Below are 26888 nucleotides of genomic sequence, written 5' to 3' on the forward strand. Positions count from 1 at the left end.
CCAGCAGGAATTTTTCTGTTTTTGTTGAAATACTATATTGTTACCGCAATTTTATTTTTCATTGGAATCCGGAAGGCACAGCCTTCCCTGTGCAAAGGTGGTGATACCATGTCCATGCTGGAAGACATCAAAAATGCCGAACAGAAGGCGGATGACCTGAAGAAACAGGCCACCCTGGAAGCCCGGAACACCGTACGGGATGCTCAGGCAGAAGCCCACAAGGAGGCGGACGCCCTGATTGCGGAAGCCCGGAAACAGGCCGCCGCAGCCATTGCCCAGGCGGAAACCCAGGCCAAACAGGAAGCAGACGCCCTGGTGGAAGAAAACCGGAAACGGGATGAGGCCCAGGCGGCGGAAGCCCGGAAAAATCTGGATGGGGCAGTCCAGTATATTATGAAGAAGGTCGTGATCGAATGTTAGTACCCATGCAAAAACTGACCCTCTATGCTCTGAAAGCCGATCGCGATGCCCTGCTCCTGGCCCTCCAGAAGGACGGGAGTGTGATGCTGGAACCGGAAGCGGGAACCAAGGCCCTGCCCGGATCAGAAAAAGTCAGCGCCCAGCTGGATAAGACCGGCCAGGTGCTCCAGTTCCTGGTCCAGAACGGTGCCAAGAATCCTCTGTTTCCCCAAAAAGAAGCCATTTCCTATGGAAATTTCCTGAAAGAGACCCAGGAAGGCCGGCAGCTGACGGAGAAACTGGATACTACGGCCAGCAAGATCGCTTCCCTGGAAAGTGAAGCGGCCGCCCTCCGGACTCAGGCAGAAAGCCTGGATCCCTGGCTGAAACTGGATATTCCCCTGGAGCAGCTGAGCTTTACGGAAACCACCCGCTGCCATGTGGGTTTCCTGCCGGAAAAGGAACTGCCGGAATTCCAGAAGGCCATCAGCAGCCTCCTGGCGGATGTGAGCCTCTATGACTTGACCCAGGACGGCCAGGCCATGGTGATCCTGGCTTATGAAGACGCTGACAATGAGGTGAAGCATCTCCTGAAGGAACATGATTTCAGCGAGGCGGTGCTGCCCAAGCGCAGCGGCCTGGCAGCGGATGTCCGGAAGGAACTGCTCCAGGAAGCGGAAGAAAAGGAAAGTCGGATCACCCGGCTGAAAGAGGAAACCCGGCAAAGCATCCCTCAGAAACAGCAGGTGGAACTGTACTACGACCAGCTGAACGCCGCCCATGACCGTCTCCAGAACGGCGGGGTGGAAACCGTCAGTGCCTTCAAGGTACAGGGCTGGGTCCGGAAGGACCGGGTCCAGCGGGTGGAAAAAGTGGTCCAGGGCGTCACCGATGCTTACCAGCTGACCTTTGCCGACCCGGCGGAAGGGGAGATCCCTCCCACGGTGCTGGAAAACGGGAAGCTGGTAGAACCCTACGAAAGCGTAGTGGAATTGTACTCTCTGCCCAAAGCCGGGTCCATCGATCCGGACCTGATCATGGCTCCTTTCCATTTCATCTTTTTCGGGATGATGCTTTCGGACGCAGGCTACGGGCTGGTGCTCACGGTGATGCTGTATTTCGCTCTGAAGAAGTTCCGGCCTACGGGCTTTGCCCGGCAGCTGGCCATGGTGATTTTCTTCGGCAGCATTTCCACCATCCTGTGGGGGGCCATGTTCGGAGGCTGGTTCGGGCTGGAGTGGAAACCTCTGCTCTTTGTCCCCATGAAGGAACCCCTGAAGATGCTGGCCCTGTGCTTCGGCCTGGGGGCCATCCATCTGGTGGCCGGCATGCTGGTGAAGGTCTACATGCTCTTCCGGGAGGGAGACATTGTGGGAGCGGTCTGTGACCAGATCAGCTGGCTGATCATGTTCCTGGGCTTTTTCCTGATGGCTCTGGTTCCGGGGCCTGTGGGCAAATACCTGGCCTGGCTGGGTGCCGGGATCATCATCCTTTTTGGAGGCCGGGAGAAAAAAGGCATCGTCAGCCGGCTCCTGGGAGGGCTGCTGACTCTGTACAACATCAGCGGCTATCTCAGCGATCTGTTGAGCTATTCCCGGATCTTTGCCCTGGGACTGGCCACCGGGGTCATCGCCATGGTCATCAACACGGTGGCCCAGATGCTCTGGAGTGCAGGACCGGTGGGCATTGTGGCCGCCATCCTGGTGCTTCTGGCCGGTCACTATTTCAACATCATCATCAACGTGCTGGGTGCCTTCGTGCACAGCAGCCGTCTGCAGTACATCGAGTTCTTCGGCAAGTTTTATGAAGCCGGCGGCCGGGCGTTCCTGCCTTTGGCACTCCGGACCAAGTATACGGATATTACGAAATAAGGGAGGATTTCATTATGATTACTTTAGGAACAGCGCTGGCATTTGGTGGAGCAGCAACGGCTGCAGCTCTGGCAGGGGTTGGCAGTGCCATTGGTGTAGGGATTGCCGGGCAGGCCGCTTCCGGCGTGGTCAGCGAAGATCCGGACAAATTCGGTAACGTGCTGGTGCTCCAGGCTCTGCCTGGTACCCAGGGCATTTATGGCCTGCTGATCGCCTTTATCATCATCCTGAACCTGGGAGTCATCGACGGGAACGTAAAGGACCTGACCACCTTCCAGGGCCTGGCCTATCTGTTCGCCGCCATGCCCATGGGCATCGGGGGCCTGCTGTCCGCCATTTACCAGGGGAAAGTGGCTGCCTCCGGCATCTACCTGACCGCCAAACGGCCGGAAGAAACCGGTAAAGGCATTATCCTGACGGCTATGGTGGAAACCTACGCCGTGCTGAGTCTGCTGATTTCCTTCATCATGGTGAACGGGATCAAATTATAAGAAAGGGTGACCCGTCGTGTCTGGCGATAAAATCATTCAGAAAATAGAAGAAGAAGCGAAGCGGGACGCGGCAGCCATCGGAGCAGCAGCCCAGGAAAAGGCCCGGAAGGAAAAGGAACAGATCCTGGCCAAAGCCCAGGAACAGGTCCGGGAAATCCAGGCCAAATCCCAGGTGGATGCCAAAGAGGCTGCAGGCCGTCTGCAGCTGATTGCCGAACTGCAGAGCCGGAAAGAGAACCTGGCCAGCAAGCGGAAAGTGCTCCAGGAGGCCTTTGACCGGGCCCGGGAGCAGCTGGAAGCCCTGCCCCAGGAACAATGGGAGAAACTGATCGGGCGGATCATCCTGGAAGCGGATCTTACCGGCCGGGAAACCCTGGTGGTGCCTGCCAAGGACCGCCCCCGGTATGAAAAGGGATTCCTGGACCGGCTGAACAAAGAGCTGAAGGCCCAGGGCCGGAACGGGTCCCTGACCCTTTCGGACAAAGAGGCGGAGTTCACCGACGGTGTGCTCATCGAAGGGGAGACCTGTGATTATGACGGCTCCTTCGCCACCCTGCTGGAAGACGTACGGACCGGGGAGGAATACCGCGTGGCAGAGCTCCTGTTTGGCGCGGAGGTGAAGTAATATGCCCCAGCCCAGTTATGAATATGCCCTGGGCCGGATCAGCGTCCTGTCCACCCATCTGCTCACCGCCGCCCAGCTGCGGCGGATCGCGGAAGCGGACAGTACGAAGACAGCCATGAAGCTGCTGCTGGAAACCGGCTATGGGGAAAACGTGGCCACGGAACAGGAAGTGGTCCGGGGAGAAATCGACCTGATCATCCGGGCCCAGATGCAGCTGACCCGGAAACGGATCAAGGAACTGACCCCGGATCCGGAGCTTACCGGCCTGTTCCTGCTGCCGGTGGATACCCACAACCTGAAATGCCTGCTGAAGGCACGGCTGCTGGGGATCCAGGCCGATGACATCCTTCGGGAGGGAGGCAATTTCGACCTGAACCTGCTGAAGGACATGGTCCATACCAAGTATTATGAAGATCTGCCGCCCATTTACTGCCAGGTGCTCAACGAAATCGAAGGGGACCTGGCCCGGGAAGCGGATCCGTTCCGGCTCAGCGCGCTCCTGGACGGAGCCCTGTTCCGCCAGGCCAAAGAGGTGCTGGACCGGAAAAAGGAGCGGGGCTTCATCCGAAACTACTTCTCCCTGTGGGCGGATTACCAGAACACCATCAGCCTGATCCGGGCCCAGAACCTCCACTGGGAGCTGTCCCAGCTGCGTCTGGTCCTGGTGGACTGTGGGGATATCCCCAAAACGGTGTTCGAGGAAAGCCTGGATGTGCCTCCGGAACAGCTGGGAGCCCGGCTGAACCAGGGGAGCCATGGAGCCGAACTGGTCCAGGCCATCAATGAATTTGCACAGACCAATGAGCTGGGGGTCATTCCCCGCCGGATGGAAGAGGGCATGAGCCTGATCCTCCGCCGGGCCAGATGGGACACCCATACCCTGGGACCCATCGTAGGGTATCTGGAAGCCCGGGAAACCGAGGCGGAAGCCCTGCGGATGATCTTCGGAGCCATCCAGGGCGGTTTTGAACCCCAGCTGCCCAGCGTCTATGCCTGATCACAGGAAGCATGGGAGGCAGCAAGATGGATAAAAAGAAAATTGCAGTGATCGGCGATCCCAGCTCTGTGATGATCTTCAAGGCCGTAGGGTTCGATGTATTCTACGAGGAAGAACAGGAACAGATAGAGCGCAGGATCCACCGTCTGGCCGATGAGGGCTATGCCGTGATTTACATTACGGAAACCGCAGCCCAGAAGGCCCAGACCGTGATCGCAGAATATGCTACCGCTACCTTTCCCGCTATCATCCCCATCCCGGCCGGGAACAAATCCCTGGGACTGGGCATGAAGCGTGTCCGGGAAAATGTGGAAAAAGCAGTAGGCGCCGATATTCTATTCAAGGAAGGGTAGGGAACAATCGTGAGTGGAAAGATCGTGAAAGTATCCGGCCCGCTGATTGTCGCCGAAGGCATGAAGGACGTGCAGCTCCATGATATGGTCCGCGTCAGTGACAAGCGCCTGATCGGTGAAGTCATCGAGCTTCGTGATGATAAGGCTTCTATCCAGGTATACGAAGAAACGGCCGGCCTGGGGCCTGGGGAACCGGTGGAATCCACCGGCTCTCCCATGAGCGTGGAACTGGCTCCCGGGCTGATCGAAAGTATCTTCGACGGAATCCAGCGCCCGCTGGAAAAAATCTATGAACTGGCCGGGGACCGGATCAGCCGTGGGGTGGAAGTCCCCAAACTGGACCGGGAAAAGAAATGGCAGTTCGTGCCGGTGGCCAAAGTGGGGGACCAGGTGTCCGGCGGCGATGTGATCGGTACCGTCCAGGAAACCCCCGCCGTGCTCCACAAGATCATGGTGCCTCCCGGCCAAAGCGGCACTGTGGAATGGGTCTATGAAGGGGAAGCCACCATCCTGGACCCGGTGTACAAACTGAAGGACAGCAAGGGGAATGTGAAGGACTATCCCATGCTTCAGCAGTGGCCGGTCCGGGTGGCCCGTCCCTACAAGACCAAGCTGCCTCCGGAAGAACCCATGGTTACCGGCCAGCGGGTCATCGATACCCTGTTCCCCATTGCCAAAGGGGGCGTGGCCGCCGTACCCGGTCCTTTCGGCAGCGGCAAGACCGTGATCCAGCACCAGCTGGCCAAGTGGGCGGATGCGGACATCATCGTGTACGTGGGCTGCGGAGAACGTGGGAATGAAATGACCGACGTGCTGAACGAATTCCCGGCCCTGAACGACCCCCGCACCGGCCTGCCTCTGATGAAGCGGACCGTGCTGATCGCCAACACCTCCGACATGCCGGTGGCCGCCCGGGAAGCGTCCATCTATACCGGCATCACCATTGCGGAATATTACCGGGACATGGGGTACAAAGTGGCCATTATGGCTGACTCTACCTCCCGCTGGGCAGAAGCCCTCCGGGAAATGTCCTCCCGTCTGGAAGAAATGCCCGGCGAAGAAGGGTACCCGGCGTACCTGTCTTCCCGTCTGGCCGAATACTACGAACGGGCCGGGGAAGTGGAATGTCTGGGGAAGGACGACCGGGTAGGCGCCGTTTCCGCTATCGGGGCCGTGTCCCCTCCCGGCGGGGATATTTCCGAACCGGTTTCCCAGGCCACCCTGCGGATTGTGAAGGTGTTCTGGTGCCTGTCTTCGGCTCTGGCCTATGCCCGGCATTTCCCGGCCATCGACTGGCTCCAGAGCTATTCCCTGTATTCCGACCGGCTCCGGGCCTACTATGATGCCAAAGTGGCTCCCGACTGGTCCAAACTGGTGGGGACCGCCATGGAAATCCTCCAGGAAGAATCCAACCTGAACGAAATCGTCCGTCTGGTAGGGATCGATGCCTTGGGCTTCAAGGACCGGATCACCATGGAATGTGCCCGGTCCATCCGGGAAGACTTCCTGCATCAGAACTCCTTCCACGAAGTGGATACCTACACTTCCCTGGAAAAACAGTACGATATGCTGAAGCTGATCATCACCTGGTATGAAAAGGCCCTGGATGCCATGACCAAGCATGTGAAGCTGGACAAGCTGATCGACATGCCCATCCGGGAACAGATCGGCCGTGCCAAGTACATTCCGGAAAAAGAACGGAAGGAAAAATTCGGCCAGCTGAACCGGGAACTGGAGCAGGCCTTTGCAGAACTGACGGAAGAGGGTGAAGAAAATGCGTAAGGATTACAAAACCATCCGTGAAGTGGTGGGCCCTCTGATGCTGGTGGACCAGGTAAAAGGCGCAACCTATGACGAACTGGTGGAAATCCACCAGCAGAACGGGGAAGTCCGGAACGGGAAGGTGCTTACCGTGGACGGGGACAAAGCCCTGGTCCAGCTGTTCGAGGACTCCCAGGGGCTGCAGCCGGCTACCGCCAAAGCCCGGTTCCTGGGCCACGGGATCCAGCTGGGGGTGTCCCCTGCCATGCTGGGCCGTGTGTTCGACGGTATGGGCAACCCCATTGACGGAGGCCCGGCCATCATTCCGGAAGAATACAAGGACATCAACGGGGAGCCTATGAATCCGGCAGCCCGGGAATATCCTTCGGAATTCATCCAGACCGGGATCAGTGCCATCGACGGCCTGAACACCCTGGTCCGGGGCCAGAAGCTGCCGGTGTTCTCCGGCTCCGGTCTGCCCCATGCCCAGCTGGCTGCCCAGATCGCCCGGCAGGCCAGAGTCCGGGGAACCGATGAAAAATTCGCCGTGGTGTTCGCCGCCGTAGGGATCACCTTCGAAGAAGCCAACTTCTTCATGCAGGACTTCAACCGGACCGGGGCTCTGAGCCGTGCGGTGATGTTCATCAACCTGGCCAACGACCCGGCGGTAGAACGGATCGCCACCCCTCGTATGGCCATTACCGCAGCGGAATATCTGGCCTTTGAACTGGATATGCACGTGCTGGTCATCATCACCGACATCACCAACTATGCCGATGCCCTCCGGGAAGTGTCCGCTGCCCGGAAGGAAGTCCCCGGACGCCGGGGCTACCCCGGGTATCTGTATACGGACCTGGCCACCATGTACGAACGGGCCGGCCGGATCCGGGGCAAGAAGGGGTCCATTACCATGATCCCCATCCTGTCCATGCCGGAAGACGACAAGACCCATCCCATCCCCGACCTGACCGGGTACATCACCGAAGGCCAGATCATCCTGTCCCGGGAACTGTACCGGAAGGGGCTGACCCCTCCCATCGACGTGCTGCCTTCCCTGTCCCGTCTGAAGGATAAAGGGGTGGGCAAGGGCAAGACCCGGGAAGACCATGCGGATACCATGAACCAGCTGTTCGCCGCTTATTCCCGGGGGAAACAGGCCAAGGAACTGGCCACCATCCTGGGGGATTCGGCCCTCAGCAAAGTGGACAAGCTGTATGCCCAATTCGCCGATGCCTTTGAAAAGGAATACGTGTCCCAGGGGTACCGGACCAACCGGTCCATCGAAGAGACCCTGGATCTGGGCTGGAAGCTGCTGGGGATCCTGCCCCGCAGCGAGCTGAAACGGATCCGGGATGAATACCTGGACAAGTACTACAAACCGGCGGACGGCACCAAGGGGGAATAACCCATGGCTACCAACGTAAACCCTACCCGGATGGAGCTGACCCGTCTGAAACGCCGGCTGGCCACCGCCGTCCGGGGGCATAAACTGCTGAAAGACAAACGGGACGAAATGGTCCGGCAGTTCATGATCTACATCCGCCGGAACCACGAACTGCGGCTGAAAATGGAAAAAGCTCTCCAGAACGTGTCCCACCATTTCGTGGTGGCCCGGGCCCATATGGGATTCCTGACCATGAACGAAGCCCTGCTGTACCCGGCACGGAGTGCCGAGTTCGAAGTGGGAAGCAAGAACGTGATGAGCGTGGATGTGCCCACCCTGACCTATACCGGGGCCACGGCGGATGATGCGGCCCAGGTGCCTTATTCCTTCGCCTTCACCACCGGGGAACTGGATACGGCGGTGACGGAACTGACCACCTGCCTGCCGGATCTCCTGGAACTGGCGGAAGTGGAAAAGACCTGCAACATGCTGGCGGATGAAATCGAAAAGACCCGCCGGCGGGTCAACGCCCTGGAATATGTCATGATCCCGGAAATGCAGGAAAGCATCAAGTACATCACCATGAAGCTCAGCGAAAACGAAAGAGCCAGCACCGTACGCCTGATGAAAGCCAAGGAAATCATGGCGAAACAGGCGTGAAAAGCAGAGTGCTGCAGATTGTCTGCAGCACTCTGTTTTTTTATGCTACAATATCCGTGACCATATATCCTGCTGAAAAGCAGCACTGAAAGGAGCACGGTTCTTTGCTGACCACTTTTAATTTCCGGGCACAGCCGGGGGCGGGTCCCCTTTACCGGCAGCTGGCCGCTTATTTCTGCCGTGAGATCCGGCTCCACCACCTGGGATCCCAGGACTTCCTCCCTTCCATCCGGAAGCTGACCCGGGACCTGAAACTGAGCCGGACTACCGTGGAGGGAGCCTATCAGATCCTCATCGACCAGGGAGTGGTGGAAAACCTGCCCAACCGGGGGTACCGGGTGGCTGCCTACCGGCCCCGGGAAGAGGGAGAGGAACCGAAAACCCCGCCGGATCCGGCCCGGCCGACTGTCCTTTACAATTTTTCCAACAATTACATCGATACCTCCACTTTCGACACGGTGCTCTGGCGCCGGTGCCTGAACCAGGTGCTCCGGAATCCCGCCTCCATTGCCGGATACGGGGATCCACAGGGAGAACCGGAACTGCGGAAGGTGCTGGCCCGGTACAGCTACGCTTCCCGGGGGGTGGTGTGCCGGCCGGAACAGATCCTGGTGGGAGCCGGTCTCCAGACCCTGCTGCTGGTGCTGCTGCCCCTGCTGCCTCTGGAACGGAAGGTGGCGGGACTGGAAGCCCCCGGGTTCCCCCAGGCGGAACAGATTTTCCATCTCATGGGCTGGGAAACCTGTGCCTACGATCCGGCAGACCCCAAAGGGGACTGGCCCGGCCTTTTGATGATCTCTCCCGCCAATCCCTACAAGGGACGGGCCCTGACGGAAAAAGAACGGAACAACCTGATCGTGGCCACCCAGCTGGAGCGGGTGTACCTGCTGGAAGACGACTACAACGGGGAATTCCGCTACCTCCACCGGCCCACCCCTGCCCTCCACAGCTTCGGGAACCGGGAACAGATCATCTATCTGGGGTCCTTTTCCCGGACCATGCTGCCTTCCCTGCGGATCAGTTTTTTGGTGCTGCCGGAAAAACTGCTGCCTGCCTACCGGGCCATTGCCGGCCGGTACAACCAGACCTCGTCCACTGTGGAACAGCTGGCCCTGGCGGCCTATATTGAAGAAGGGCACCTGACCCGGCACATCCGGAAGCTCCGAACCCTGTACCGGACCAAGAGCCGGCTGCTCCAGGAAGCTCTGACTGCCGTGTTCGGGGACCAGGTACGGCTGCTGGGCTACGGCTCCGGGCTCCATCTCCACATTGCCCTGGATCGGTCGGGGACAGCAGAAGAACTGGCCGCCCGGGCCCTGGAAAAAGGCGTCCGGGTGATCCCTGTCCGGGGTACGGAACCGGGCCGGCCTCCGGAATTCCTCCTGTCCTTTGCCGGCATCGGAGAGGAAAAGATCCGGGCAGGAGTGGAGGCCCTCCGGGAAGCCTTGGAGGAGTAAAGGAAAAGACAATTGTCTTCTTTCCTCTGGGTAGGGTATAATAAAAAGGATACAGAAAAATCATGAAAGCCCAAACATTGGGGGAGGTGGATGTATGAAAAATACCTGGGAAATTGCCCTTCTGGCCGTGATGCTGGGGATGGGCGGGCCGGCGGCCGGGGAAGCGGCCCAGTATTTTGCTCCCCGTTACAGCCTCAGCGCCAACGGCCAGCTGCAGCCCCCTCTGACGGTGGAATTCCAGAAAGGGGTTCCCCAGAAGATCAGTGCCAGCCTTACCGGTGCCGCCGGCAGCGAAAAAGTCCTGGTGCTGGGCTGGCAGGTGGGAGACGGAGTAGGCCTGTGCACCCTCCAGAAAGGGGTGGAATACGCCCTGTACAAACTGGATTTCCGTCCGGGAAAACAGGATATCTTGGTGCTCAGCTACGGCCGCCGGGGCACCGGCAAGACCCATCTGAATGAAGTGGCCGTCATCGGGGAGGATTCCCTGGGGGTGATCCGGCAGCTGCCGGTGAACGGCTTTGTGCCCACCGATGTGTTCAACAGTCCTCTCCAGATCCGCCAGCAGGAAGCGGTGCTGTTCCTGGAACAGGCTCCCCATGTGCTGGCCCTCCGGGCGGACGGAGAAAACGGCTATGTGGCCGAAGTGGAATAAAAAGGAGTGATTGGAATGGAATTGGCTTCCCTGTATGATACCTGCCGGACCTACCGGCGTTTTGAACAGAAACCGGTGGATCCGGCCCTGCTGCGGACCCTGGCGGATGTGGCCCGGAAACGGAGCTGCGGCCGGAACGGCCAGAGCCTCCGGTTCACGGTGGTGGCAAGCCCCGCCAACGTGAAGGCCATGCAGCCGCTGCTCCGGTGGGCGGCAGCCCTGCCCAAAGAAATCGGCACCCCCAGGGAAGGGGAACAGCCGGTGGCCTTTGTGGTAGTGTCCCGGCCCAAGGAGGCCAACCCCACCATCACCAGCATCGACGTGGGCATCGCCCTGGATGCCATGGCCATCACTGCCTGGACCCAGGGGGTGGGCAGCGCCATCCTGGCAGCGGTGGACCGGGTAAAGATCGCCGCTCTGCTGGAGATCCCGGAAGACCGGGAAGTGGTCACCGTGCTGGCCCTGGGCTATCCCGCCCACAAAAGCACCCTGGTGCCCGGGGAAGAAGGGAAACTGGCCTACTATGTGGATGAGGCCCGGGATTATTATGTGCCCAAACTGCCCCTGGAAAAAGTGGCGGATTTCAAATAAACGGATGAGAAAACAAGGAGAAAGCTATGCTGTATGACATTGCCATTGTAGGGGGCGGCCCTGCAGGCTGCAGTGCGGCGGTGACCGCCGCCAACCGGTCCCTGTCCGCCCTGCTGCTGGATACCGGGGATTTCGGCCTGGCCCTGCGGAAAAGCACCCTGGTGAAAAACTACCTGGGGATGCCGGACCGGTCGGGAGCGGAACTGATGGACGCCTTTACCGCCCACATGAAGGCCGCCGGGACCACGGTGGTCCCCCACAAGGTGCTGAGCATCCTGCCCCGGGAAAAGCACTTCTATCTGGCCACCCCGGGAGAAGTGTACGAGGCCCGGAGCATCCTGCTGTGCCCGGGAGCCTCCCACGGAAAGCCCCTGGAGGGAGAAACGGCCCTTGTGGGGAAGGGGGTCACCTACTGTGCCACCTGCGACGGGTACCTGTACCGGGGAAAGACCATCGGGGTGGTGACCAATCTGCCCTCTGCCTGGGAAGAAGTGGAATTCCTGGCGGGGGTGGCTGGAGAAGTGAAGCTGTGGGCGGACTTCCCCCTGCCGGAAAAACGGCCTGCCAATGTGCAGATCATGGAAGGCAAACCCCGGAAGGTGCTGGGAGAGGAACGGGTGGAAGCCCTGGAAACCACTGCCGGCACGGAAAAACTGGAGGGGCTGTTCCTGCTCCGGGAAACGGATCCTCTGGACCGGCTCCTGCCGGGACTCCGGCTGGATGGTCCCTTCATCCGGGTGGATGACAACCTGGCCACCAGTGTGGAGGGAGTTTTTGCCGCCGGAGATGCGGTGGGCTATCCCTGGCAGATCAACAAAGCGGCGGGAGAAGGCCAGAAGGCTCTGCTGTCTGCGGCTTCCTGGCTCCGGGAGAACCCGGTATGAACGGTGGCAGGATCCGGCATTTCCTGCTGGTCCTGACGGTTCTGGCATTTTTGGGCTGCTTGGCCGGCGGGTGCAGCCGGTCCCAGACGGCAGAAAGCAGCCAGACCGCCGGAGAAACGGAAGCGGCTTCGGAAACAAAGGCCCTGGCTCCCGGGGAGGGGGAACAGGGAGCAAGGGTGGAATTCGTCAACCGGGAACACAAAATGGAACGGGTCATATTCAGCGGAGGTTACCTGCGCAGCCTGCCGGAAGAAAAGCCGGAAACCATCCTCCGGCCGGCCCCGGAGGGAGCCCAGGGGATGATCTTCGGGAAACGGGAGATCAACGGACTGGAATGGGCCAAGGTGGCCACCCGGGACGGGGTCACCGGCTGGTATGCGGTGCCGGCCAAAGAAGGGGCCGGGCCCCGGGACAAACGGAATCCCCTGCAGATCACCAACGATGGGTATGAGACCACCTTTCCCCAGGTGACCGGCGGTGTGGCTCCTCAGGTCCAGGACCGGATCAACCAGGAACTGGGGAACTACCTGTCTGTGTACCGGCACATTACCGGCCCGGTGGAAAGCGAGCTCCAGTGCCAGGTCACCTACAACCGGCGGCAGATCCTGAGCCTGGTGTTCCAGGGGACCCCCATCCTGTACCGGAGCTATCCGGTGTCGGAAGTGAACAGCCTGGCCAGCTGGACCCGGCTGAAGAACTACGCTTATGTATCCTCCCTCCAGGGAGGGGCTGATCCCACCCTGCTGGTGGCCCGGATCACGGACCTCCACTATGCCCTGGTGTTCGACCTGGCCACCGGCAGCCGGCTGACCCTGGAGTATTTCCTGGGAGCCAACCGGCAGGAAGAGCTCCAGGAACGGCTGGCCGGACTGGGCGAAGGAGCCCGGCTCCAGAAGGATGATTTCTACATCACCACCCAGGGACGTCTGGTGGCCCTGGCCTCCGTCCCGGGCAAAGGACGGGTGGATCTGGATCTGTCGGATCTGGTGATCAGGGAGTTTTAGGGAGGTGCGGTGCACCTCCTGTCAGCTGTCAACGGTCAACGGCCGTTGGAAATCAATTTTGCCAATTGATTTTGAACCCTGAACCGTAGGGGCCGCACGCCGGGCGGCCCGCAAACCCTGCGGACAAACGGTGATTTGGCGGGGGGCCGGGCGGGCCTGCCGCCCCTACAGAAACGATTTCCAGGGGCTGCTGAAGGCAGCCCCACAACAACGAGGTGAACAACATGAACAAAAAAGTGCATTTCCATACGAATCTGGGAGATTTTACTGCGGAGCTGTTTGAGGACAAGGCTCCCAAAACCGCCGGGAACTTCCGGGAGCTGGTGGAGAAGGGATTCTATGACGGGGTCATTTTCCACCGGGTCATCGACGGCTTCATGATCCAGGGCGGGGATCCCACCGGCACCGGCATGGGCGGCCCGGGCTACACCATCGACGACGAATTCGGTCCCGGCCTGGCCCACAGCGGGGAAGGGATCCTGTCCATGGCCAATGCCGGCCCCAACACCGGAGGCAGCCAGTTCTTCATCACCCTGGATGCCACCCCCTGGCTGGACGGCCATCATGCGGTCTTCGGGAAAATCACCCAAGGGATGGATGTGGTCCATAAAATCGGCTCCACCCCCACGGATTTCGCCGACCGTCCCCTGAAGGACGTGGTGATGGAAAAGGTGGAAATCGTAACAGAATGACTGCCTACGTCTATATGGTGCGCTGTGCCAACGGCGCCCTGTATACCGGCTGGACAAACGACCTGGTCCACCGGCTGGCCATGCACCGCCGCGGGTCCGGGGCCAAATACACCCGGGCCTTCAAGGCGGTGGACCTGGCCTATTTTGAGGAACTGCCGGACAAAAGGACGGCCCTTCAGCGGGAATATGCACTGAAACAACTGGCAAAAAAACAAAAAGAAGAGCTGGTCCGTCAATTTCCTCGAAAATCTTTGAAAATACCCTGAGTCGTCTGTACTCTCGCAATTCTTTTGCTTGTAAAAGTCCAGGGGTTATGCTAGAATGGAACACAGAAACAACGGACTTACTGAATGTTGAACTCACGCAGGTATCACATATAGTTGGATCGTTTTTCGCAATAATTTTTAGGAGGCCAAGTAAAGATGACTGGCAAAGTTAAATGGTTTAATGCTGAAAAGGGTTATGGTTTCATTGAACGGGAAGATGGCGGCGATGTATTCGTTCATTTCTCCGCAATCCAGGGTGAAGGCTTCAAAACTCTGGAAGAAGGCCAGGCTGTAGAATTCGACGTTGTCGAAGGCAACCGTGGTGAACAGGCTGCCAACGTTGTGAAACTGTAAGATATAGATATCTGCAAGAACAACAAGCGCAACAAAGAGGGGATATCGTGGAAACGGTATCTCCTTTTTTTCTGTTTGGGGAACAAATTGCAGGAAGGGAGTCGTGGATATGATCGGATACGGAATGGAGAAGAAAAAAGGGGTCATCAGCGGCGGCACGTCCGGCATCGGCCTGGCAGCAGCCCGGCTGCTGGTCCAGGACGGAGCCACAGTGTGGCTGGTGGGCCGGGATCCGGAACGGGGCCAAAAGGCAGTGGAGAGCCTCACAGGGCTGCCGGGAGAAGCCCTGTATCTCCAGGGAGATGTAAGCACCGTGGAAGGCTGCCGGAAAATCGCCGGGGAACTCCAGGCACAGCACCAGGAACTGGATTTTCTGGTGAACAGCGCCGGGATCTACCAGGAAAAGCCTTTCCAGGACGTAACAGAAGAGGATTATCAGCAGCTGATGGATGTGAATGTGAAGGGGACCATTTTCCTCACCCAGGCCCTGCTGGACCTTTTTGTCCAGGACGGTCCGTCCATTGTGAACATTGCTTCTGATGCAGCCCTGGAAGGAAATTACGGCTGCTGTCTCTATGCCGCTTCCAAGGGAGCTGTGGTGGCCTTTACCCGGTCCCTGGCCCTGGATCTGGCCCCCTGGATCCGGGTGAACTGCCTGTGTCCGGGGGATGTGGATACCCCTCTGGTGGAAAAACAGCTGGCGGAAGGGGGCTATTCCCGGGAATCCATGGCTTCTGTATATCCCATGGGACGGATCGGAAAACCGGAGGAAGCGGCCCATATGATCTGTGCGGTGCTGTCCCCTATGAACGGCTTCATGACCGGCGCCATCATTTCCGTGGATGGCGGCCTGACCGCCAAATAAGGAGGCACCATGAACAATCACAAACTGACTTCTGCTGAATATCTTTTTGTGGGCTCCATGCTGTTCGGGATGCTGTTCGGAGCCGGGAACCTGATCTTCCCGGTGCACATGGGCCAATTGGCCGGTGCCCATTTCTGGAGCGCCAACATCGGCTTCATTGCCACCGGGGTGCTGATGCCCTTCCTGGCGCTCATTGCCTTCGGCCTTTCCGGCAGCGGCAGCCTGGAAGAACTGGCCGGAAACGTGCACCCTGTCTTTGCCCGGGTCTTTACAGTACTGCTGTATCTGACCATCGGGCCGGCCTTTGCCCTGCCCCGGACTGCCACCGTGTCCTACCAGATCGGGATCGTGCCCTTTGTAGGAGAGAACCAGACCCTGATCCTGGCCGGGTTTACCTTTCTGTTCATGGGAGTGGCCCTGCTGTTTTCCCTGAAGCCATCCAAACTGGTGGTGTACATCGGGAAATTCCTGAACCCGGTGTTCCTGGCTTTCCTGGCCATCCTGGTGGCAGTGGCCCTGGTCCATCCCATGGGGTCCATTGCCGGAAGCCTTCCCCAGGGAGACTATGTGGACCATGCTTTCCTTACCGGGTTCAAGGAAGGGTACAATACCATGGACGTACTGGCCATGCTGGCCTTTTCCGTGGTGGTGATCGATACCCTGAAGAATCTGGGCGTCCGGGATGTGGCCACCATTTCTGTGGATCTGCTGAAGGTAGGGGGCATTGTGGTGTTCCTTATGTCCCTGATCTATACTCTGATCACCTGGCTGGGCACCTCCAGCCTGGGACAGCTGGCGGTATCCGCCAACGGGGGCATTGCTCTGGCCCAGATCGCCCATGGCTATTTTGGACCGGTAGGAGGTATGCTGCTGGCGGCCATTGTGACCTTCGCCTGCCTGAAGACCGCCATCGGCCTGATCACTGCCTGCGCCAACACCTTCCAGGAACTGTTCCCCGGGACCCTGGGCTACAAGGCTTACTGTGTGGTCTTTGCAGGGATTTCCTTCCTGATCGGGAATGTGGGGCTCACCCAGATCATTGTGCTGGCTGTGCCCATCCTCATGTTCCTGTATCCCATGGCCATTACCCTGATCCTGTCCTCCTTTGCCTCCGCTCTTTTGGGGAAGGACCGGCGGTTGTACCGGTGGCCCATGGTGCTGGCCGGTGTGGCGGCTTTTGGGGATGCCCTCAGCGTGCTGCCCAAAGGGCTCCAGGGGACGGCGCCGGTCCAGGCTTTGCTGGGCTGCTACCATCAGCTTCCCCTGTTTTCCCTGGGGATGAGCTGGCTGCTGCCCACCCTGGCGGCCCTGGCTGCAGCCGCAGCGGCCGTGAAGCTCTCCGGGGGAAAACAGTGAAATTTTGCGAAAATTGATGAAAAAGTGTATAATGAAAGAATGATGAATGTTTGAATCCATTGAAGGAGGGATTTCCCATGAAAAAAATGATGATGGCCACTGCAGTGCTGAGCCTGCTGCCTTTGACCGTGGCCTGTGCTTCTCCCCTGGCCAAGATTGCTCCTGGCGCTGCAAAAGTCGATGCCAACGTCACGGTGGGCAATACTCTCAAATGGAAACAGCACGGAGAGACCAAAGACTTTGGAGGTGATTCCCGGTACCGGGTGGGGGGTACCATCGGGATCGCCGACAACCTGGGTCTGGATTACCGGTATGCAGCCCATGAAGGGGACCATGATGCTTCGGCCCAGTCCCATCAGGTAAGCCTGATCTATCAGTTCAATCCCTATCTGTACGGGTACGGGGGCTATGTGCGGAACCGGCTGAAACAGCATGGCTACCATGACAACAACAGCGGCTATCAGGTGGGGGCCATAGGCCGGCTGCCCATTACGGACAAGACCACCGGCTGGGCCAAGTTCGGCACCGGCAACAACATCACCCAATATGAACTGGGCGTGGGCTATGCCTTCACCGACAACTGGGAAGCCAACGTCTCCTACAACGACAGCAAGTACAAAGATTTCAAAGGAGACATCGATGCCAAGACCCATGAAGTGAATGTGGGGGTATCGTACAAGTTTTAAAAAAAGGAGATGTCATGCGTCCTGTGTGACATCTCCTTTTTTCACATTTTCTCCACCGCATGGAGCAGCTGGGTCCTGTTCTTTACCTGGAAACGCTGATAGAGCAGGCTCAGTTGTTTTTTTACGGTGATTTCCGCCACGTTCAGTTCTTGGGCGATTTCTTTGTTGGTCCGGCCTTCTTTCACCCGCCGGATCACCAGCTTTTCCCGGGCAGTGAAGGATGCCTCCTTCAACGGGCGGCCTTTGGCCGGAGTGAGGGAATAGGACAGGACCGCCTGCAGGAATGCGGCAAATTCCGGCTGCCGGGCGGCTTTCACCAGCAGGGGACCCAGCAGGGACTGGTGCTCAACAAAAGGCAGGTACAGTCTGTCTTTCAGGGCTTCAGCCAGGGTGGACCGGAGCAGGGCGGCCGCTTCTTCCCCAAGGCCCGTATGCTCCAGGGCCGCAATCTGGACAATGGCATCGTAGCACCGGCACATTTGGGAAGAAGTGGGAGCTGGGACGGCATCCTGGGGACGGGTGGAAAGGAGCAGCAGCTGGTATCTGCCCATGGTCAGCTGGAGACGGTGCCGGGTGGACTGGCGCATCCCCTGGAGGGAAGGATAATCCGGCAGGCTGTTCATCCGTTCCAGATGTTTTGCCAGGCTGGGAGAAGGCTGTTCCAAAAGGCTCTGGACGAAAATCCCCACCAGATCCAGGTCCGTCCGGGTCAGGGGGTCTGTAATCAGCTGGGACAGCTTCTGGTAATGCTTTTTCCAGCCTAGGAACTGTTCCTGGTCCTGCCGGATCAGGGCGATCCGGGGCATCAGGAACAGAGCGATGATGGCCCGCTGCTGTTCATCCAGGGTCCGGCAGGGAGCATCCAGAAAAGCCTGGAGCACTTCTTCGGCCGTGGACAGTTCCCCCTGGAGATAGGCCAGCTCCGCCGCCACTGTGGAACGCCACAGGGGACCGCTGACGCCCTGGAGGGCTTCTCCGCAGCCGTCATAGAGGGCCTGGAGCTGGCGGGTGTTCCGGGCCAGGCTGCCGGCCCGGCGGTAGTACAGCACCAGTTGACCTGAGACACCCCGGTGGATGCCTTGGAAATAATCCCGGGGCAGCCGGATACGGTGCTCCCGGCAATAGGTGAAGAACTGCCGGAAGGCCGGCTCCATGGCGCCCAGGTCCGGCAGGCTGTCCAGGGCCGTAAGGAAAAGGATCCGGGCTTGGTCTTCCGGGGTACAGGTCCAGGCATCGGGCAGGGAGGCCAGCAGGATTTCCCGTTCTTCCCGGGCGGTCTGAGGGGACTGGAGCAGGTTCAGGGCCAGGAGGATCAGGCCGCAGCCAGCAAAATGCCGGGCTTTTTCCTCCTGAGGGCATTTCCGGAGCAGCTGGATCAGCAGGGAGGGAGGCTGCTGGTATAAAATGGCAAGGCCCGCCTGTTCTACGGCCTGGAGGGCCTGGGGCCAGGCTTTTCCCCTGAGAGCCAGGGCAAGGGCCTGGGCAAAATCTCGGCTGCGGAGCTGCCACCGGGCGGCCTGGAGACAGGCTTTCTTCTGCCAGTTCCAGGATTCACACTGGAACTGGCTCTGGAGATATTCCTGGAACACCGGATGGAAGGCAAAGGTCCCCTGGAAAGGCTCGTAGGTCAGGAAGGGGCTGCGCTTCCAGTGTTCTTCCAGCCGGGCTAGGGTGTCCGGGTGGGGGCAGAGGAATTCCGCCTGGGCCCGGGAAAAACGGGGGAACAGGGAAAGAATCAGGCAGACCTGCTGTTCTTCCCGGGAAAGGGGATGGAACAGTTTCCGGATCAGCTGGTACATCAGTTCCTTGTCGTGGGGGGTGAACAGGTCCGGATCCGCCGTCTTCAGCTTCCGGAAGTTCCGGATTCCCTGGCTGATGGCAAACAGCTCGTTTTCCCGGACGGCCTCATAGGCCATGGAATGGTTCAGATAGGTGATTTCCCAGCGGCCGGCGGCGTTTTTCCGGAAACAGAAGGCACAGCGCTGGTAGCCCTGGAGATACATTTTGTAGGAGGGATCCGTTTCCACCAGGGAAGACACCTGGACCAGCCACAGTCCCTCTGCCAGAGGACGCACCAGGGACCGTTCCTGGCTCTGCCGGCAGGGAATCAGCTGATCCTGGCCCTTCCGGAAAATGGCGGCAACCCTGTCCCGGCCTTCCACCTCCATTTCCTGCCCGGCCCCCAGCCAGATCACATCAGGAGCCAGATGGGCCAGCAGAGGATCCGGATCCGTTTTTTCAAAATAGGCATGGAGGATGGTGCGGGCCAGCTGGAGCAGTTCCTGTTCGATGGCTGTCATGGGAATTCCTCCTTTCAGGGATACAGAGGACCGCCCCTGGGATAAAAGGACGGAATAAACTGTTAATTTATATTATAAGGGAGAATCAGGAAAAATGTCTACATTTCCTGACAAAAGCAGGGGTATACCTTGCTTCCGGGGACGGCAGTTGTTATAATAATCATGTTATGCGGTTGTAGCTCAGTTGGATAGAGCATCTGCCTCCTAAGCAGAGGGTCGCGCGTTCGACTCGCGCCAATCGCACCATATGATAAAAAAAGCTGCCGCAAGGCAGCTTTTTTATTTCGCCACCGGCGTGGTCATCTTATAGGGATCCAGGACTCTGTCCAGCTGGGTGTCGCTGAGGTAATGGCGGCTCCGGGCCAGTTCCACCACCGGGATGTTCTTGGCCAGGGATTCCTTGGCCAGCTTGGCGGCTTTTACGTAGCCGATGTAGGGGCTCAGGGCCGTTACGATGCCGGCGCTCATTTTCAGCAGGTGCTGGCAGTGTTCCCGGTTGGCGGTGATCCCTTCCACACAGTTGATCCGCAAGGTGTCCGCCGCTTCCCGGAGCATGTCGATGCTCTGGAACAGGGAATAGAAGATCACCGGTTCAAAGGCGTTCAGTTCCAGCTGTCCCGCCTCCACGGCCATGGCGATGCAAGTGTCGTTGCCCACCACCCGGAAGGCCACCTGGCTCACCACTTCCGGGATCACCGGGTTCACTTTCCCGGGCATAATGGAAGATCCGTTCTGCTTGGCAGGCAGGTTGATCTCTTCCAGGCCGGTCCGGGGACCGGAAGACATGAGCCGCAGGTCATTGGAAATCTTGGACAGGGCGATGGCACAGTCCTTCAGGCTGCCGGATACGGCGGCGAAACTGTCGATGTTCTGGGTGGCATCGATCAGGTCCGCGGCCTGGGTAAAAGAAAAGCCGGTCAGCCGGGAAAGATCTTCGGCAATATGGCGGGAGTAGGCAGGGGCTGCATTGACTCCGGTACCGATGGCGGTACCGCCCATATTGATTTCGGTCATTTCTCTGGCTGCCGACTGGATCCGTCTGAGCCCTCTGTCCAGGGCGGTGGCATAGGCTTTGAATTCCTGGCCCAGGCGGATGGGCACTGCGTCCTGGAGCTGGGTCCGGCCCATTTTCAGGATCGGGTCGAATTCCACTCCTTTTTGGGCAAAGGCCTCTTTCAGGGCTTTCAGGCTTTTGTACAGGTCTTCCAGCAGGAAAAGGGCGGTCAGTTTCCCGGCGGTGGGGATCACGTCATTGGTGGACTGGCCCCGGTTCACATCATCGTTGGGATGGACCAGGGTGTAATCTCCCTTTTCCCCGCCTAAAATCTCGATGGCGATGTTGGCGATTACTTCATTGGCATTCATGTTCAGGGAGGTGCCGGCGCCGCCCTGGATGGGATCCTGGATGAACTGGTCCTGGTATTTCCCTTCCAGGAGCTGATCGCAGGCGGCCACAATGGCATCTGCGGTTTTGGGAGTCAGGGTGCCTGCCTGCCGGTTGGCCAGGGCGCAGGCTTTTTTGATGTACGCCAGGCTGCGGATCATGACGGGATGAGTGGACTGACCGGTGATGTGGAAGTTCTTATGGGCACGGAGAGACTGCACCCCATAATAGGCGTCCCGGGGGACGTACTTCTTGCCGATAGAATCACTTTCCAAACGTTCGAGTTTTTGCTCACTCATTGCCTGTTTCCTCCTTGGAAATCAATTTATGGTCCCATTATAAACCTTTTTCTCGAACAATCAAGCATAAATTCTTCATAGCGTTCTAAAAATATTGAACGGCAATGTAAAACTCAATGACGTATGTTCGATAAAATTTGAATTCGTACAGAAGAATTGTCAGCTAATTAAGTAAAAATAAGTCAGATTTTACAGTAAACATCTTCCCTTCCGGCCGTTGATACTATATACTATTAATATTGTGTGTTGCGGAACGTCTTGTATTTGCAGTGTAGTTGGGGGGAGTCATGAATATTGTCATGGAATTGGCGCTGATTTTCGGCGTCTGTCTGATCGGCATCGGCATCGCGGAGCTGCTGCCCTTTACGGTACCCTACAGTGTGATCAGTCTGCTGGTGCTGACTTTTCTGCTGTACCGGAAAATCCTGAAACCGGAGCAGATTAAAGATGCCGGCGGGTTCTTCATCCGGAATATGGGTATTTTTTTCGTCCCGGCGGTGGTGGGGACCCTGGAATATGTGGAAACCCTGAAAAACTATCTGATCCCCTTCCTGGTGATCACCCTGGTGACCACGCCTCTGGTGTATTTCATTACCGGCTGGAGTGTCCAGATTTGTTTGAAACTGTGGAGAAAGAAAGGAGCCTCCCATGCCTGATGCATTTACCCGTACCCCGTTTTTCGGCCTGACCCTGATCTTCATTTGCTGGGTCCTGGGGGTGAAACTCCAGAAAAAGACCGGCTGGCTCCTGTGCAACCCGGTGCTCACGTCAGCCCTGATGATCGTGGTGATCCTGACGGTCACCGGGGTGCCCCTGAAGCATTTCAATATGGGCGGGTCGGTGATCACCATGCTCCTGGGACCGGCCACGGCGGTGCTGGCCCTGAATATTTATCAGCAGCGGAAGGTACTCCAGGAGAACTTCCTGCCCATCCTGGTGGGCTGCACCATCGGCAGCCTGGGGAGCATCATTGCGGCTCTGGCCCTGTGCCATCTGTTCGGTACCAATTCCGTCTTTTCCGCCTCCATGCTGCCCAAAAGCGTCACCACGGCCATTGCCCTGGGGATTTCGGAAAACGGCGGGGGCATCCCGGGCATCACCGCAGGAGCGGTGGTGATCACCGGCATCGAAGGGGCGGTATTGGCTCCCTTCCTGAGCAAACTGTTCCATATTACGGATCCGGTGGCGGAAGGGGTGGCCATCGGTGCCTGCAGCCACGCTGTAGGCACCAGCAAGGCCCTGGAAATCGGCAAGATCCAGGGTGCCATGAGTTCCATATCCCTGTGTGTGTGCGGGATCATAACCACGGCAATGGCGCTGTTTTTTATGTGAAAAAGGGGGTGTGAAAGAATTCACACCCCCTTTTTTCTATTGCCAACTCCGAAGATTTTCGATAAAATAAAAATTAATATACACTATATCTGTATAAAATATCGATGATAAGTTGCTGTATTGTACAAAGGAGAAACCCATGGAGCAGCAAAACAAACAAATCCAGGAAGCGGTGGAAAGCTTCCGGCAGGACATGCTGGATTTTTGGAAGGATCTGATCAACTTCCAGGCCGGCAGCAAGGAAAAAGAACGGATGGAGACCCTGATGGAAAAGGTGTCTGCCTATCTCCAGAAGCTGGGAATGGAAAGCGAACTGGTGGAAACCGGGGCGGTCCCCCTGATCCGGGCCTGGTCCGGGAAGGAAAGGGCCGGCCAGCCCATCCTCCTGAGCGGACACCTGGATACGGTGTTCCCCAACGGCAGCTACCCGGAAAATCCCTTCACCATCAAGGAAGGAAAGGCCTATGGCCCCGGGGTCTGCGACATGAAGGGGGGGATTGTCATGGCGGTCTACCTGGCCAAAGTGCTGGAAAAAATCGGCTATGACCGGCATCCCATCAAACTGCTTTTCGTCCCCGATGAGGAAATCACCCACCAGGGGTCCCGGGCGGACCAGCTGCTGGCGGAAGAAGCCAAGGGCTGCCTGTGCGCCTTCAACTTGGAAACCGGCCGGATGGACAACTGCCTCACCGTAGGCCGAAAAGGCTGCATGGATGTGTGGATCACCGTCCACGGGAAGGCCGGCCATGTGGGCAATGCCTACACCAAATCCGCCAACGCCATTGAAGAAATGGCCCACAAAATCGTGGCCCTCCGGGCTCTTACGGACCTGGACAAAGGCCGGATCGTCAGCACGGACATCATTTCCGGGGGCACGGCCTCCAATGCGGTGCCGGATACCTGCCGGATCGAAGTGGACTGCCGGTACGATTACAATGAGGACAAGGACAAGCTCCAGGAAGCCATCCGGGCCATCTGCGCCGAGACCCATGTGGCCGGCACCCGGACAGAAGTGGAATTCCCGGCCTTCATGCCCGTCTTTGAACGGACCGAAGGCAATGACCACCTGCTGGCCCTGGTGAACCAGGCGGCTGCGGAATTCGGGATCCCGGCTTTCGGTGCGGCTCATCCCGGGGGCTGTTCCGATGCCTCCTTCATGGCCCAGGCGGGGATCCCCATCCTGGATTCCGTGGGGGTCCAGGGGGATGGAGCCCATACTCTCCAGGAATATGCCATCGTTGAAACCATGTTTGAACGGACCATGCTGCTGACCGCAGCCATCTGCCGTCTGTAACTGCTGTAAAGGGGAGTTGTTATGACAGAAAACAAACAGGACACCGTCCAGAAACCGGTGAACAAAAAAGTATCGGTACCCAGCCCGATCATTATCATCTTCTTTATCCTGATCCTTACCGCCATTGCCACCTATCTGATCCCGGCCGGGATCTTTGACCGGGTGAAGGATGCGGCCAGCGGCCGTATGGTGGTGGATCCCAACACCTTCCATTTCATCGCCAAGCATCCTGCCGGCTTCTTCGACGTGTTCAAGGCGGTGCCCCGGGGCGTCAAAGGGGCCAGCGGTATTGTAGGTTTCCTGATGATCATCGGGGGAGCTTTGAACGTAATGGCGGCCACCGGGGCCATCAACGGGGCTCTGGGCCATGTGGTCACCAAGGTGAAGGGTCGGGAAATGCTGCTGATCCCGGTGCTGCTCACCATTATGACCTGTCTCAGCACCTTTGCCGGCTGCAGCGAGGAATACATCGCCTTTGTGCCCCTGATCATGGCCGTATGCTATGCCCTGGGGTTCGACTCCATTGTGGCGGTGGCCATGCCTCTGGCCGCTGTAAGCGGGGGCTACGGAGCCGGGGTGACCAACGCCTTTACCGTAGGGGTGGCCCAGAGCATTTCCGGCCTGCCCATGTTCTCTGGCATCCAGGTCCGGGTGGCCATGCTGGTGGTGCTGATTGTGATCAATGTGGTGTATACCATGTGGTATGCCCGGAAGATCAAGAAGAATCCGGAAAGCAGCTACATGTACGATTATGACCAGATCTACCGTCCCCAGATGGATCTGAGTGCCTATGAAGGGGATAATGTGCTCATGACCGGCCGTCAGAAGATCATCATGGGCGGCTTTGTGGTCACCGTGGCCGCCATCCTGGTGGGGGTCATCAAATACGGCTTCTACATGGATGAACTGGCCGCCCTGTTCCTGATGATGGCGGTGTTCGCCGGCATTGTGGGACGGCTCAGCGTCAACGACTTTGCCAACGCCTTCATCGGCGGAGTGAAGAACATGGCCATGCCCTGCATGATGGTTTCCCTGTGCAAAGGGGTGACCCTGCTCATGGGGGACAGCAAGATCCTGGATACCATTATCTACTACCTGGCGGCCGGGCTGAATGTATTCCCTCATTCTCTGCTGGGCTTCGGCATGTTCATCGTCCAGGACGTGTTCAACCTGGTGGTGCCTTCCGGCTCCGGCCAGGCAGCCATCACCATGCCCATTATGGCACCGCTGGCGGATCTGGTGGGGCTCACCCGGCAGACCGCCGTCCTGGCCTTCCAGATGGGGGACGCCTTCACCAACATGATCACCCCGGCCAGCGGCACCACCATGACCGTGCTCACCGTAGCCGGTGTGCCTCTCCGGCGCTGGTGGAAGTTTGCCTTCCCTCTTTTGGGGCTGGAATGGATCTTTGCCTTCGTGGTGATGTGGTACGCTTCCGCTACCCATCTGGGACCCTTCTGATGGACGTATGGATGTCCGCGTATTGAGGACTTGAAAAAAACTTGTTGACAAATTTTCTCAAAAGCGTATAATAAAGCCCATAACAAAACATCAGACAGTGTTGAATGGGAAAAGTACTTGTCCAGTCTCACATTCCAGAGAACCTGCCGCTTGGTGCGAGGCAGGATGCTGAGAGGAGAAGGAAAATCACCCAGGAGCTGCCCGCTGAAAGATTCCAAGTAAGTGGGGCCGGCTGACAGCCGTTATTCTGTCCGGCATTGGAAGGGAAATCCGGAGATGCTAGTAAAGAGGTCGCAGCAGCGACAACAAGAGTGGTACCGCAGAGCACAGCGCTTTGTCTCTTACAGGAGACAAAGCGCTTTTCTTTTTCTCCCAGGGAAGCCATCAGCCGTTTGATTTTTGCAGAAAACATTTTTTGGAGGGGTAAAACATGAATCTGTTGACAAAAGTAAGTGGCTTTGTAGGGAAAAATCTCACCTGGCTGGTGCTGGCTACCATCGTGGGCGGCTATTTTGTTCCGGGGGCCTTTTCCTGGTCCGTCCATTACACTGTATGGCTCCTGGGTGTGGTGATGTTCGGCATGGGCATGACCCTCCATTTGTCCGATTTCAAACTGGTGCTCCAGCGGCCTAAGGAAGTCCTGGCCGGTACGGTGTGCCACTACACCATCATGCCTCTGGTGGCCTTTGCTCTCACCAAGGTGTTCCATCTGAGCCCGGATCTGGCGGTGGGCATGGTGCTCCTGGGTTCCTGCCCCAGCGGCACCGCTTCCAATGTGATGAGCTTCCTGGCCAAAGGGGATGTGCCTCTGGCCGTATCCGTCACCACTGTTTCCACCCTGCTGGCTCCTGTGATGATGCCCTTCCTGGTATGGGCCCTGGCCGGTGAATATGTGAATGTTTCCTTTGTTTCCATGGCTCTCACGGTGATGAAAGTGATCCTGGTGCCTCTGGTGCTGGGGCTCCTGGTCCACAAAGCCGTAGGGGAAAAGTTCCTGGCCCAGATCCAGAAAGTGCTGGTGCTGCTGTCCGCTTTTGCGGTGCTGTCCATCCTGGGCGGCGTGGTGGCTGTGAACGGAGCCAAGATCGTGGCCCTGGGTGCCTTTGTGGTGGTGCTGGTGCTGCTCCATAACCTGGTGGGCTTCGGCATGGGATATTTTATCACCGGGAAACTGGGTATGGGCAAACCCCAGCAGCATTCCGTGACCCTGGAAGTGGGGATGCAGAATGACGCCCTGGCCCTGTCCATCTGCGCCGTGTACTTCGCTCCTGCCGTGGCCATCCCGGCTGCTGTAGGCGCCGCCGTCCATCAGATCACCGGTTCCTTCCTGGCCGGCCTCTTCGCCCGGAATATGGACCGGTACGAAGCCAGAAAAGCCGCCAAAAAAGCAGCGGTGGCAGTGGGGGACTGAGTTAAAGGGAGTGCTGCACGTTCTGTGCAGCACTCCCCTTTTTTTTTATGCTATAATAT

Annotated in this window: 27 protein-coding genes, 1 tRNA gene and 1 other annotated feature; of the genes, 26 read left to right on the forward strand and 2 right to left on the reverse strand. The window is 58.3% G+C overall.

Features of this window, described 5'->3' with window-relative positions:
* Positions 1-108 precede the first annotated feature (108 nt).
* From FX155_RS01500 to FX155_RS01595, 20 genes are all read left to right on the forward strand, one after another.
* Positions 109-420: a hypothetical protein gene (locus FX155_RS01500; protein WP_154487539.1), complete on the forward strand. Its 312-nt coding sequence runs from the start codon at positions 109-111 to the stop codon at positions 418-420.
* The gene (locus FX155_RS01505; protein WP_154487541.1) at positions 414-2270 is read left to right on the forward strand and encodes a V-type ATP synthase subunit I; all 1857 of its coding nucleotides are present in this window, start codon (positions 414-416) and stop codon (positions 2268-2270) included. Before FX155_RS01500 ends, FX155_RS01505 begins: the two co-directional genes overlap by 7 nt.
* 14 nt (positions 2271-2284) lie before the next feature.
* Positions 2285-2761, forward strand: a complete 477-nt coding sequence (locus tag FX155_RS01510) for a V-type ATP synthase subunit K (protein WP_022487985.1) — start codon at positions 2285-2287, stop codon at positions 2759-2761.
* Positions 2762-2777: 16 nt separating this feature from the next.
* The gene (locus FX155_RS01515; protein WP_326831098.1) at positions 2778-3386 is read left to right on the forward strand and encodes a V-type ATP synthase subunit E; all 609 of its coding nucleotides are present in this window, start codon (positions 2778-2780) and stop codon (positions 3384-3386) included.
* Position 3387: 1 nt separating this feature from the next.
* On the forward strand, positions 3388-4383 hold the full coding sequence (locus FX155_RS01520) for a V-type ATPase subunit (protein ID WP_154487543.1): 996 nt from the start codon (positions 3388-3390) through the stop codon (positions 4381-4383).
* A gap of 26 nt (positions 4384-4409) precedes the next feature.
* Positions 4410-4736: a V-type ATP synthase subunit F gene (locus FX155_RS01525; protein WP_022487988.1), complete on the forward strand. Its 327-nt coding sequence runs from the start codon at positions 4410-4412 to the stop codon at positions 4734-4736.
* 6 nt (positions 4737-4742) lie between these two features.
* Positions 4743-6518, forward strand: a complete 1776-nt coding sequence (locus tag FX155_RS01530; protein WP_347567374.1) for a V-type ATP synthase subunit A — start codon at positions 4743-4745, stop codon at positions 6516-6518.
* On the forward strand, positions 6511-7902 hold the full coding sequence (locus tag FX155_RS01535; protein WP_022487990.1) for a V-type ATP synthase subunit B: 1392 nt from the start codon (positions 6511-6513) through the stop codon (positions 7900-7902). The genes FX155_RS01530 and FX155_RS01535 overlap by 8 nt, the downstream gene beginning before the upstream one ends.
* Positions 7903-7905: 3 nt before the next feature.
* The gene (locus FX155_RS01540) at positions 7906-8541 is read left to right on the forward strand and encodes a V-type ATP synthase subunit D (RefSeq protein ID WP_012937587.1); all 636 of its coding nucleotides are present in this window, start codon (positions 7906-7908) and stop codon (positions 8539-8541) included.
* 104 nt (positions 8542-8645) lie between these two features.
* Positions 8646-9998 (forward strand): PLP-dependent aminotransferase family protein, encoded by a 1353-nt coding sequence (locus tag FX155_RS01545; protein WP_154487545.1) that lies wholly within the window; start codon positions 8646-8648, stop codon positions 9996-9998.
* 94 nt (positions 9999-10092) lie between these two features.
* Entirely contained in the window at positions 10093-10650 is a 558-nt protein-coding gene (locus tag FX155_RS01550) for a hypothetical protein (protein WP_154487547.1), read from the forward strand.
* A gap of 15 nt (positions 10651-10665) precedes the next feature.
* Positions 10666-11241: a nitroreductase family protein gene (locus FX155_RS01555; RefSeq protein ID WP_154487549.1), complete on the forward strand. Its 576-nt coding sequence runs from the start codon at positions 10666-10668 to the stop codon at positions 11239-11241.
* Between the two features lie 26 nt (positions 11242-11267).
* A complete protein-coding gene (locus FX155_RS01560; RefSeq protein WP_154487551.1) occupies positions 11268-12125 on the forward strand; it encodes an NAD(P)/FAD-dependent oxidoreductase in 858 nt (285 codons plus the stop codon).
* The gene (locus FX155_RS01565; RefSeq protein ID WP_154487553.1) at positions 12122-13129 is read left to right on the forward strand and encodes a hypothetical protein; all 1008 of its coding nucleotides are present in this window, start codon (positions 12122-12124) and stop codon (positions 13127-13129) included. The genes FX155_RS01560 and FX155_RS01565 overlap by 4 nt, the downstream gene beginning before the upstream one ends.
* 224 nt (positions 13130-13353) lie before the next feature.
* Positions 13354-13821: a peptidylprolyl isomerase gene (locus tag FX155_RS01570; protein WP_022487996.1), complete on the forward strand. Its 468-nt coding sequence runs from the start codon at positions 13354-13356 to the stop codon at positions 13819-13821.
* The gene (locus tag FX155_RS01575) at positions 13818-14087 is read left to right on the forward strand and encodes a GIY-YIG nuclease family protein (protein ID WP_154487555.1); all 270 of its coding nucleotides are present in this window, start codon (positions 13818-13820) and stop codon (positions 14085-14087) included. The genes FX155_RS01570 and FX155_RS01575 overlap by 4 nt, the downstream gene beginning before the upstream one ends.
* A gap of 156 nt (positions 14088-14243) precedes the next feature.
* A complete protein-coding gene (locus FX155_RS01580) occupies positions 14244-14441 on the forward strand; it encodes a cold shock domain-containing protein (protein ID WP_009015310.1) in 198 nt (65 codons plus the stop codon).
* A 109-nt stretch (positions 14442-14550) separates the two neighbouring features.
* Entirely contained in the window at positions 14551-15306 is a 756-nt protein-coding gene (locus tag FX155_RS01585; RefSeq protein ID WP_022487998.1) for an SDR family NAD(P)-dependent oxidoreductase, read from the forward strand.
* 9 nt (positions 15307-15315) lie between these two features.
* Positions 15316-16662 (forward strand): branched-chain amino acid transport system II carrier protein, encoded by a 1347-nt coding sequence (brnQ, locus tag FX155_RS01590; RefSeq protein WP_154487557.1) that lies wholly within the window; start codon positions 15316-15318, stop codon positions 16660-16662.
* Positions 16663-16739: 77 nt separating this feature from the next.
* The gene (locus FX155_RS01595) at positions 16740-17348 is read left to right on the forward strand and encodes a porin family protein (RefSeq protein WP_022488000.1); all 609 of its coding nucleotides are present in this window, start codon (positions 16740-16742) and stop codon (positions 17346-17348) included.
* A gap of 41 nt (positions 17349-17389) precedes the next feature.
* On the opposite strand, the gene FX155_RS01600 is transcribed toward FX155_RS01595, so the two are convergent.
* Positions 17390-19648: a LuxR C-terminal-related transcriptional regulator gene (locus FX155_RS01600; protein WP_154487559.1), complete on the reverse strand. Its 2259-nt coding sequence runs from the start codon at positions 19646-19648 to the stop codon at positions 17390-17392.
* A 169-nt stretch (positions 19649-19817) separates the two neighbouring features.
* On the opposite strand from FX155_RS01600, the gene FX155_RS01605 reads away from it, so the two are divergent.
* Positions 19818-19894 (forward strand) — tRNA-Arg (locus tag FX155_RS01605).
* A 33-nt stretch (positions 19895-19927) separates the two neighbouring features.
* Here FX155_RS01605 and FX155_RS01610 read toward each other — a convergent pair.
* A complete protein-coding gene (locus tag FX155_RS01610; RefSeq protein WP_154487561.1) occupies positions 19928-21331 on the reverse strand; it encodes an aspartate ammonia-lyase in 1404 nt (467 codons plus the stop codon).
* Positions 21332-21618: 287 nt separating this feature from the next.
* Here FX155_RS01610 and FX155_RS01615 point away from each other — a divergent pair, with 287 nt between their 5' ends.
* From FX155_RS01615 to FX155_RS01635, 5 genes are all read left to right on the forward strand, one after another.
* A complete protein-coding gene (locus FX155_RS01615) occupies positions 21619-21987 on the forward strand; it encodes a CidA/LrgA family protein (RefSeq protein WP_154487563.1) in 369 nt (122 codons plus the stop codon).
* Positions 21980-22663, forward strand: coding sequence for an LrgB family protein (locus tag FX155_RS01620; protein WP_154487565.1), 684 nt, complete (start codon positions 21980-21982; stop codon positions 22661-22663). The genes FX155_RS01615 and FX155_RS01620 overlap by 8 nt, the downstream gene beginning before the upstream one ends.
* A gap of 139 nt (positions 22664-22802) precedes the next feature.
* Positions 22803-23957, forward strand: a complete 1155-nt coding sequence (locus FX155_RS01625; RefSeq protein WP_154487567.1) for a M20 family metallopeptidase — start codon at positions 22803-22805, stop codon at positions 23955-23957.
* A gap of 21 nt (positions 23958-23978) precedes the next feature.
* The gene (locus FX155_RS01630; protein WP_022488006.1) at positions 23979-25418 is read left to right on the forward strand and encodes a YfcC family protein; all 1440 of its coding nucleotides are present in this window, start codon (positions 23979-23981) and stop codon (positions 25416-25418) included.
* A gap of 91 nt (positions 25419-25509) precedes the next feature.
* Positions 25510-25763, forward strand: a binding site (T-box leader).
* Positions 25764-25848: 85 nt separating this feature from the next.
* On the forward strand, positions 25849-26829 hold the full coding sequence (locus FX155_RS01635) for a bile acid:sodium symporter family protein (protein ID WP_022488007.1): 981 nt from the start codon (positions 25849-25851) through the stop codon (positions 26827-26829).
* Positions 26830-26888: the final 59 nt, after the last annotated feature.

Source organism: Acidaminococcus fermentans (assembly GCF_009696675.1).
Taxonomy (GTDB): Bacteria; Bacillota; Negativicutes; order Acidaminococcales; family Acidaminococcaceae; genus Acidaminococcus.

Coding starts and splice junctions, on each gene's coding strand:
- FX155_RS01500 (WP_154487539.1), top strand. CDS start 109: ATGTCCATGCTGGAAGACATCAAAAATGCCGAACAGAAGGCGGATGAC.
- FX155_RS01505 (WP_154487541.1), top strand. CDS start 414: ATGTTAGTACCCATGCAAAAACTGACCCTCTATGCTCTGAAAGCCGAT.
- FX155_RS01510 (WP_022487985.1), top strand. CDS start 2,285: ATGATTACTTTAGGAACAGCGCTGGCATTTGGTGGAGCAGCAACGGCT.
- FX155_RS01520 (WP_154487543.1), top strand. CDS start 3,388: ATGCCCCAGCCCAGTTATGAATATGCCCTGGGCCGGATCAGCGTCCTG.
- FX155_RS01525 (WP_022487988.1), top strand. CDS start 4,410: ATGGATAAAAAGAAAATTGCAGTGATCGGCGATCCCAGCTCTGTGATG.
- FX155_RS01535 (WP_022487990.1), top strand. CDS start 6,511: ATGCGTAAGGATTACAAAACCATCCGTGAAGTGGTGGGCCCTCTGATG.
- FX155_RS01540 (WP_012937587.1), top strand. CDS start 7,906: ATGGCTACCAACGTAAACCCTACCCGGATGGAGCTGACCCGTCTGAAA.
- FX155_RS01550 (WP_154487547.1), top strand. CDS start 10,093: ATGAAAAATACCTGGGAAATTGCCCTTCTGGCCGTGATGCTGGGGATG.
- FX155_RS01555 (WP_154487549.1), top strand. CDS start 10,666: ATGGAATTGGCTTCCCTGTATGATACCTGCCGGACCTACCGGCGTTTT.
- FX155_RS01560 (WP_154487551.1), top strand. CDS start 11,268: ATGCTGTATGACATTGCCATTGTAGGGGGCGGCCCTGCAGGCTGCAGT.
- FX155_RS01565 (WP_154487553.1), top strand. CDS start 12,122: ATGAACGGTGGCAGGATCCGGCATTTCCTGCTGGTCCTGACGGTTCTG.
- FX155_RS01570 (WP_022487996.1), top strand. CDS start 13,354: ATGAACAAAAAAGTGCATTTCCATACGAATCTGGGAGATTTTACTGCG.
- FX155_RS01575 (WP_154487555.1), top strand. CDS start 13,818: ATGACTGCCTACGTCTATATGGTGCGCTGTGCCAACGGCGCCCTGTAT.
- FX155_RS01580 (WP_009015310.1), top strand. CDS start 14,244: ATGACTGGCAAAGTTAAATGGTTTAATGCTGAAAAGGGTTATGGTTTC.
- FX155_RS01585 (WP_022487998.1), top strand. CDS start 14,551: ATGATCGGATACGGAATGGAGAAGAAAAAAGGGGTCATCAGCGGCGGC.
- brnQ (WP_154487557.1), top strand. CDS start 15,316: ATGAACAATCACAAACTGACTTCTGCTGAATATCTTTTTGTGGGCTCC.
- FX155_RS01595 (WP_022488000.1), top strand. CDS start 16,740: ATGAAAAAAATGATGATGGCCACTGCAGTGCTGAGCCTGCTGCCTTTG.
- FX155_RS01600 (WP_154487559.1), bottom strand. CDS start 19,648: ATGACAGCCATCGAACAGGAACTGCTCCAGCTGGCCCGCACCATCCTC.
- FX155_RS01610 (WP_154487561.1), bottom strand. CDS start 21,331: ATGAGTGAGCAAAAACTCGAACGTTTGGAAAGTGATTCTATCGGCAAG.
- FX155_RS01615 (WP_154487563.1), top strand. CDS start 21,619: ATGAATATTGTCATGGAATTGGCGCTGATTTTCGGCGTCTGTCTGATC.
- FX155_RS01620 (WP_154487565.1), top strand. CDS start 21,980: ATGCCTGATGCATTTACCCGTACCCCGTTTTTCGGCCTGACCCTGATC.
- FX155_RS01625 (WP_154487567.1), top strand. CDS start 22,803: ATGGAGCAGCAAAACAAACAAATCCAGGAAGCGGTGGAAAGCTTCCGG.
- FX155_RS01630 (WP_022488006.1), top strand. CDS start 23,979: ATGACAGAAAACAAACAGGACACCGTCCAGAAACCGGTGAACAAAAAA.
- FX155_RS01635 (WP_022488007.1), top strand. CDS start 25,849: ATGAATCTGTTGACAAAAGTAAGTGGCTTTGTAGGGAAAAATCTCACC.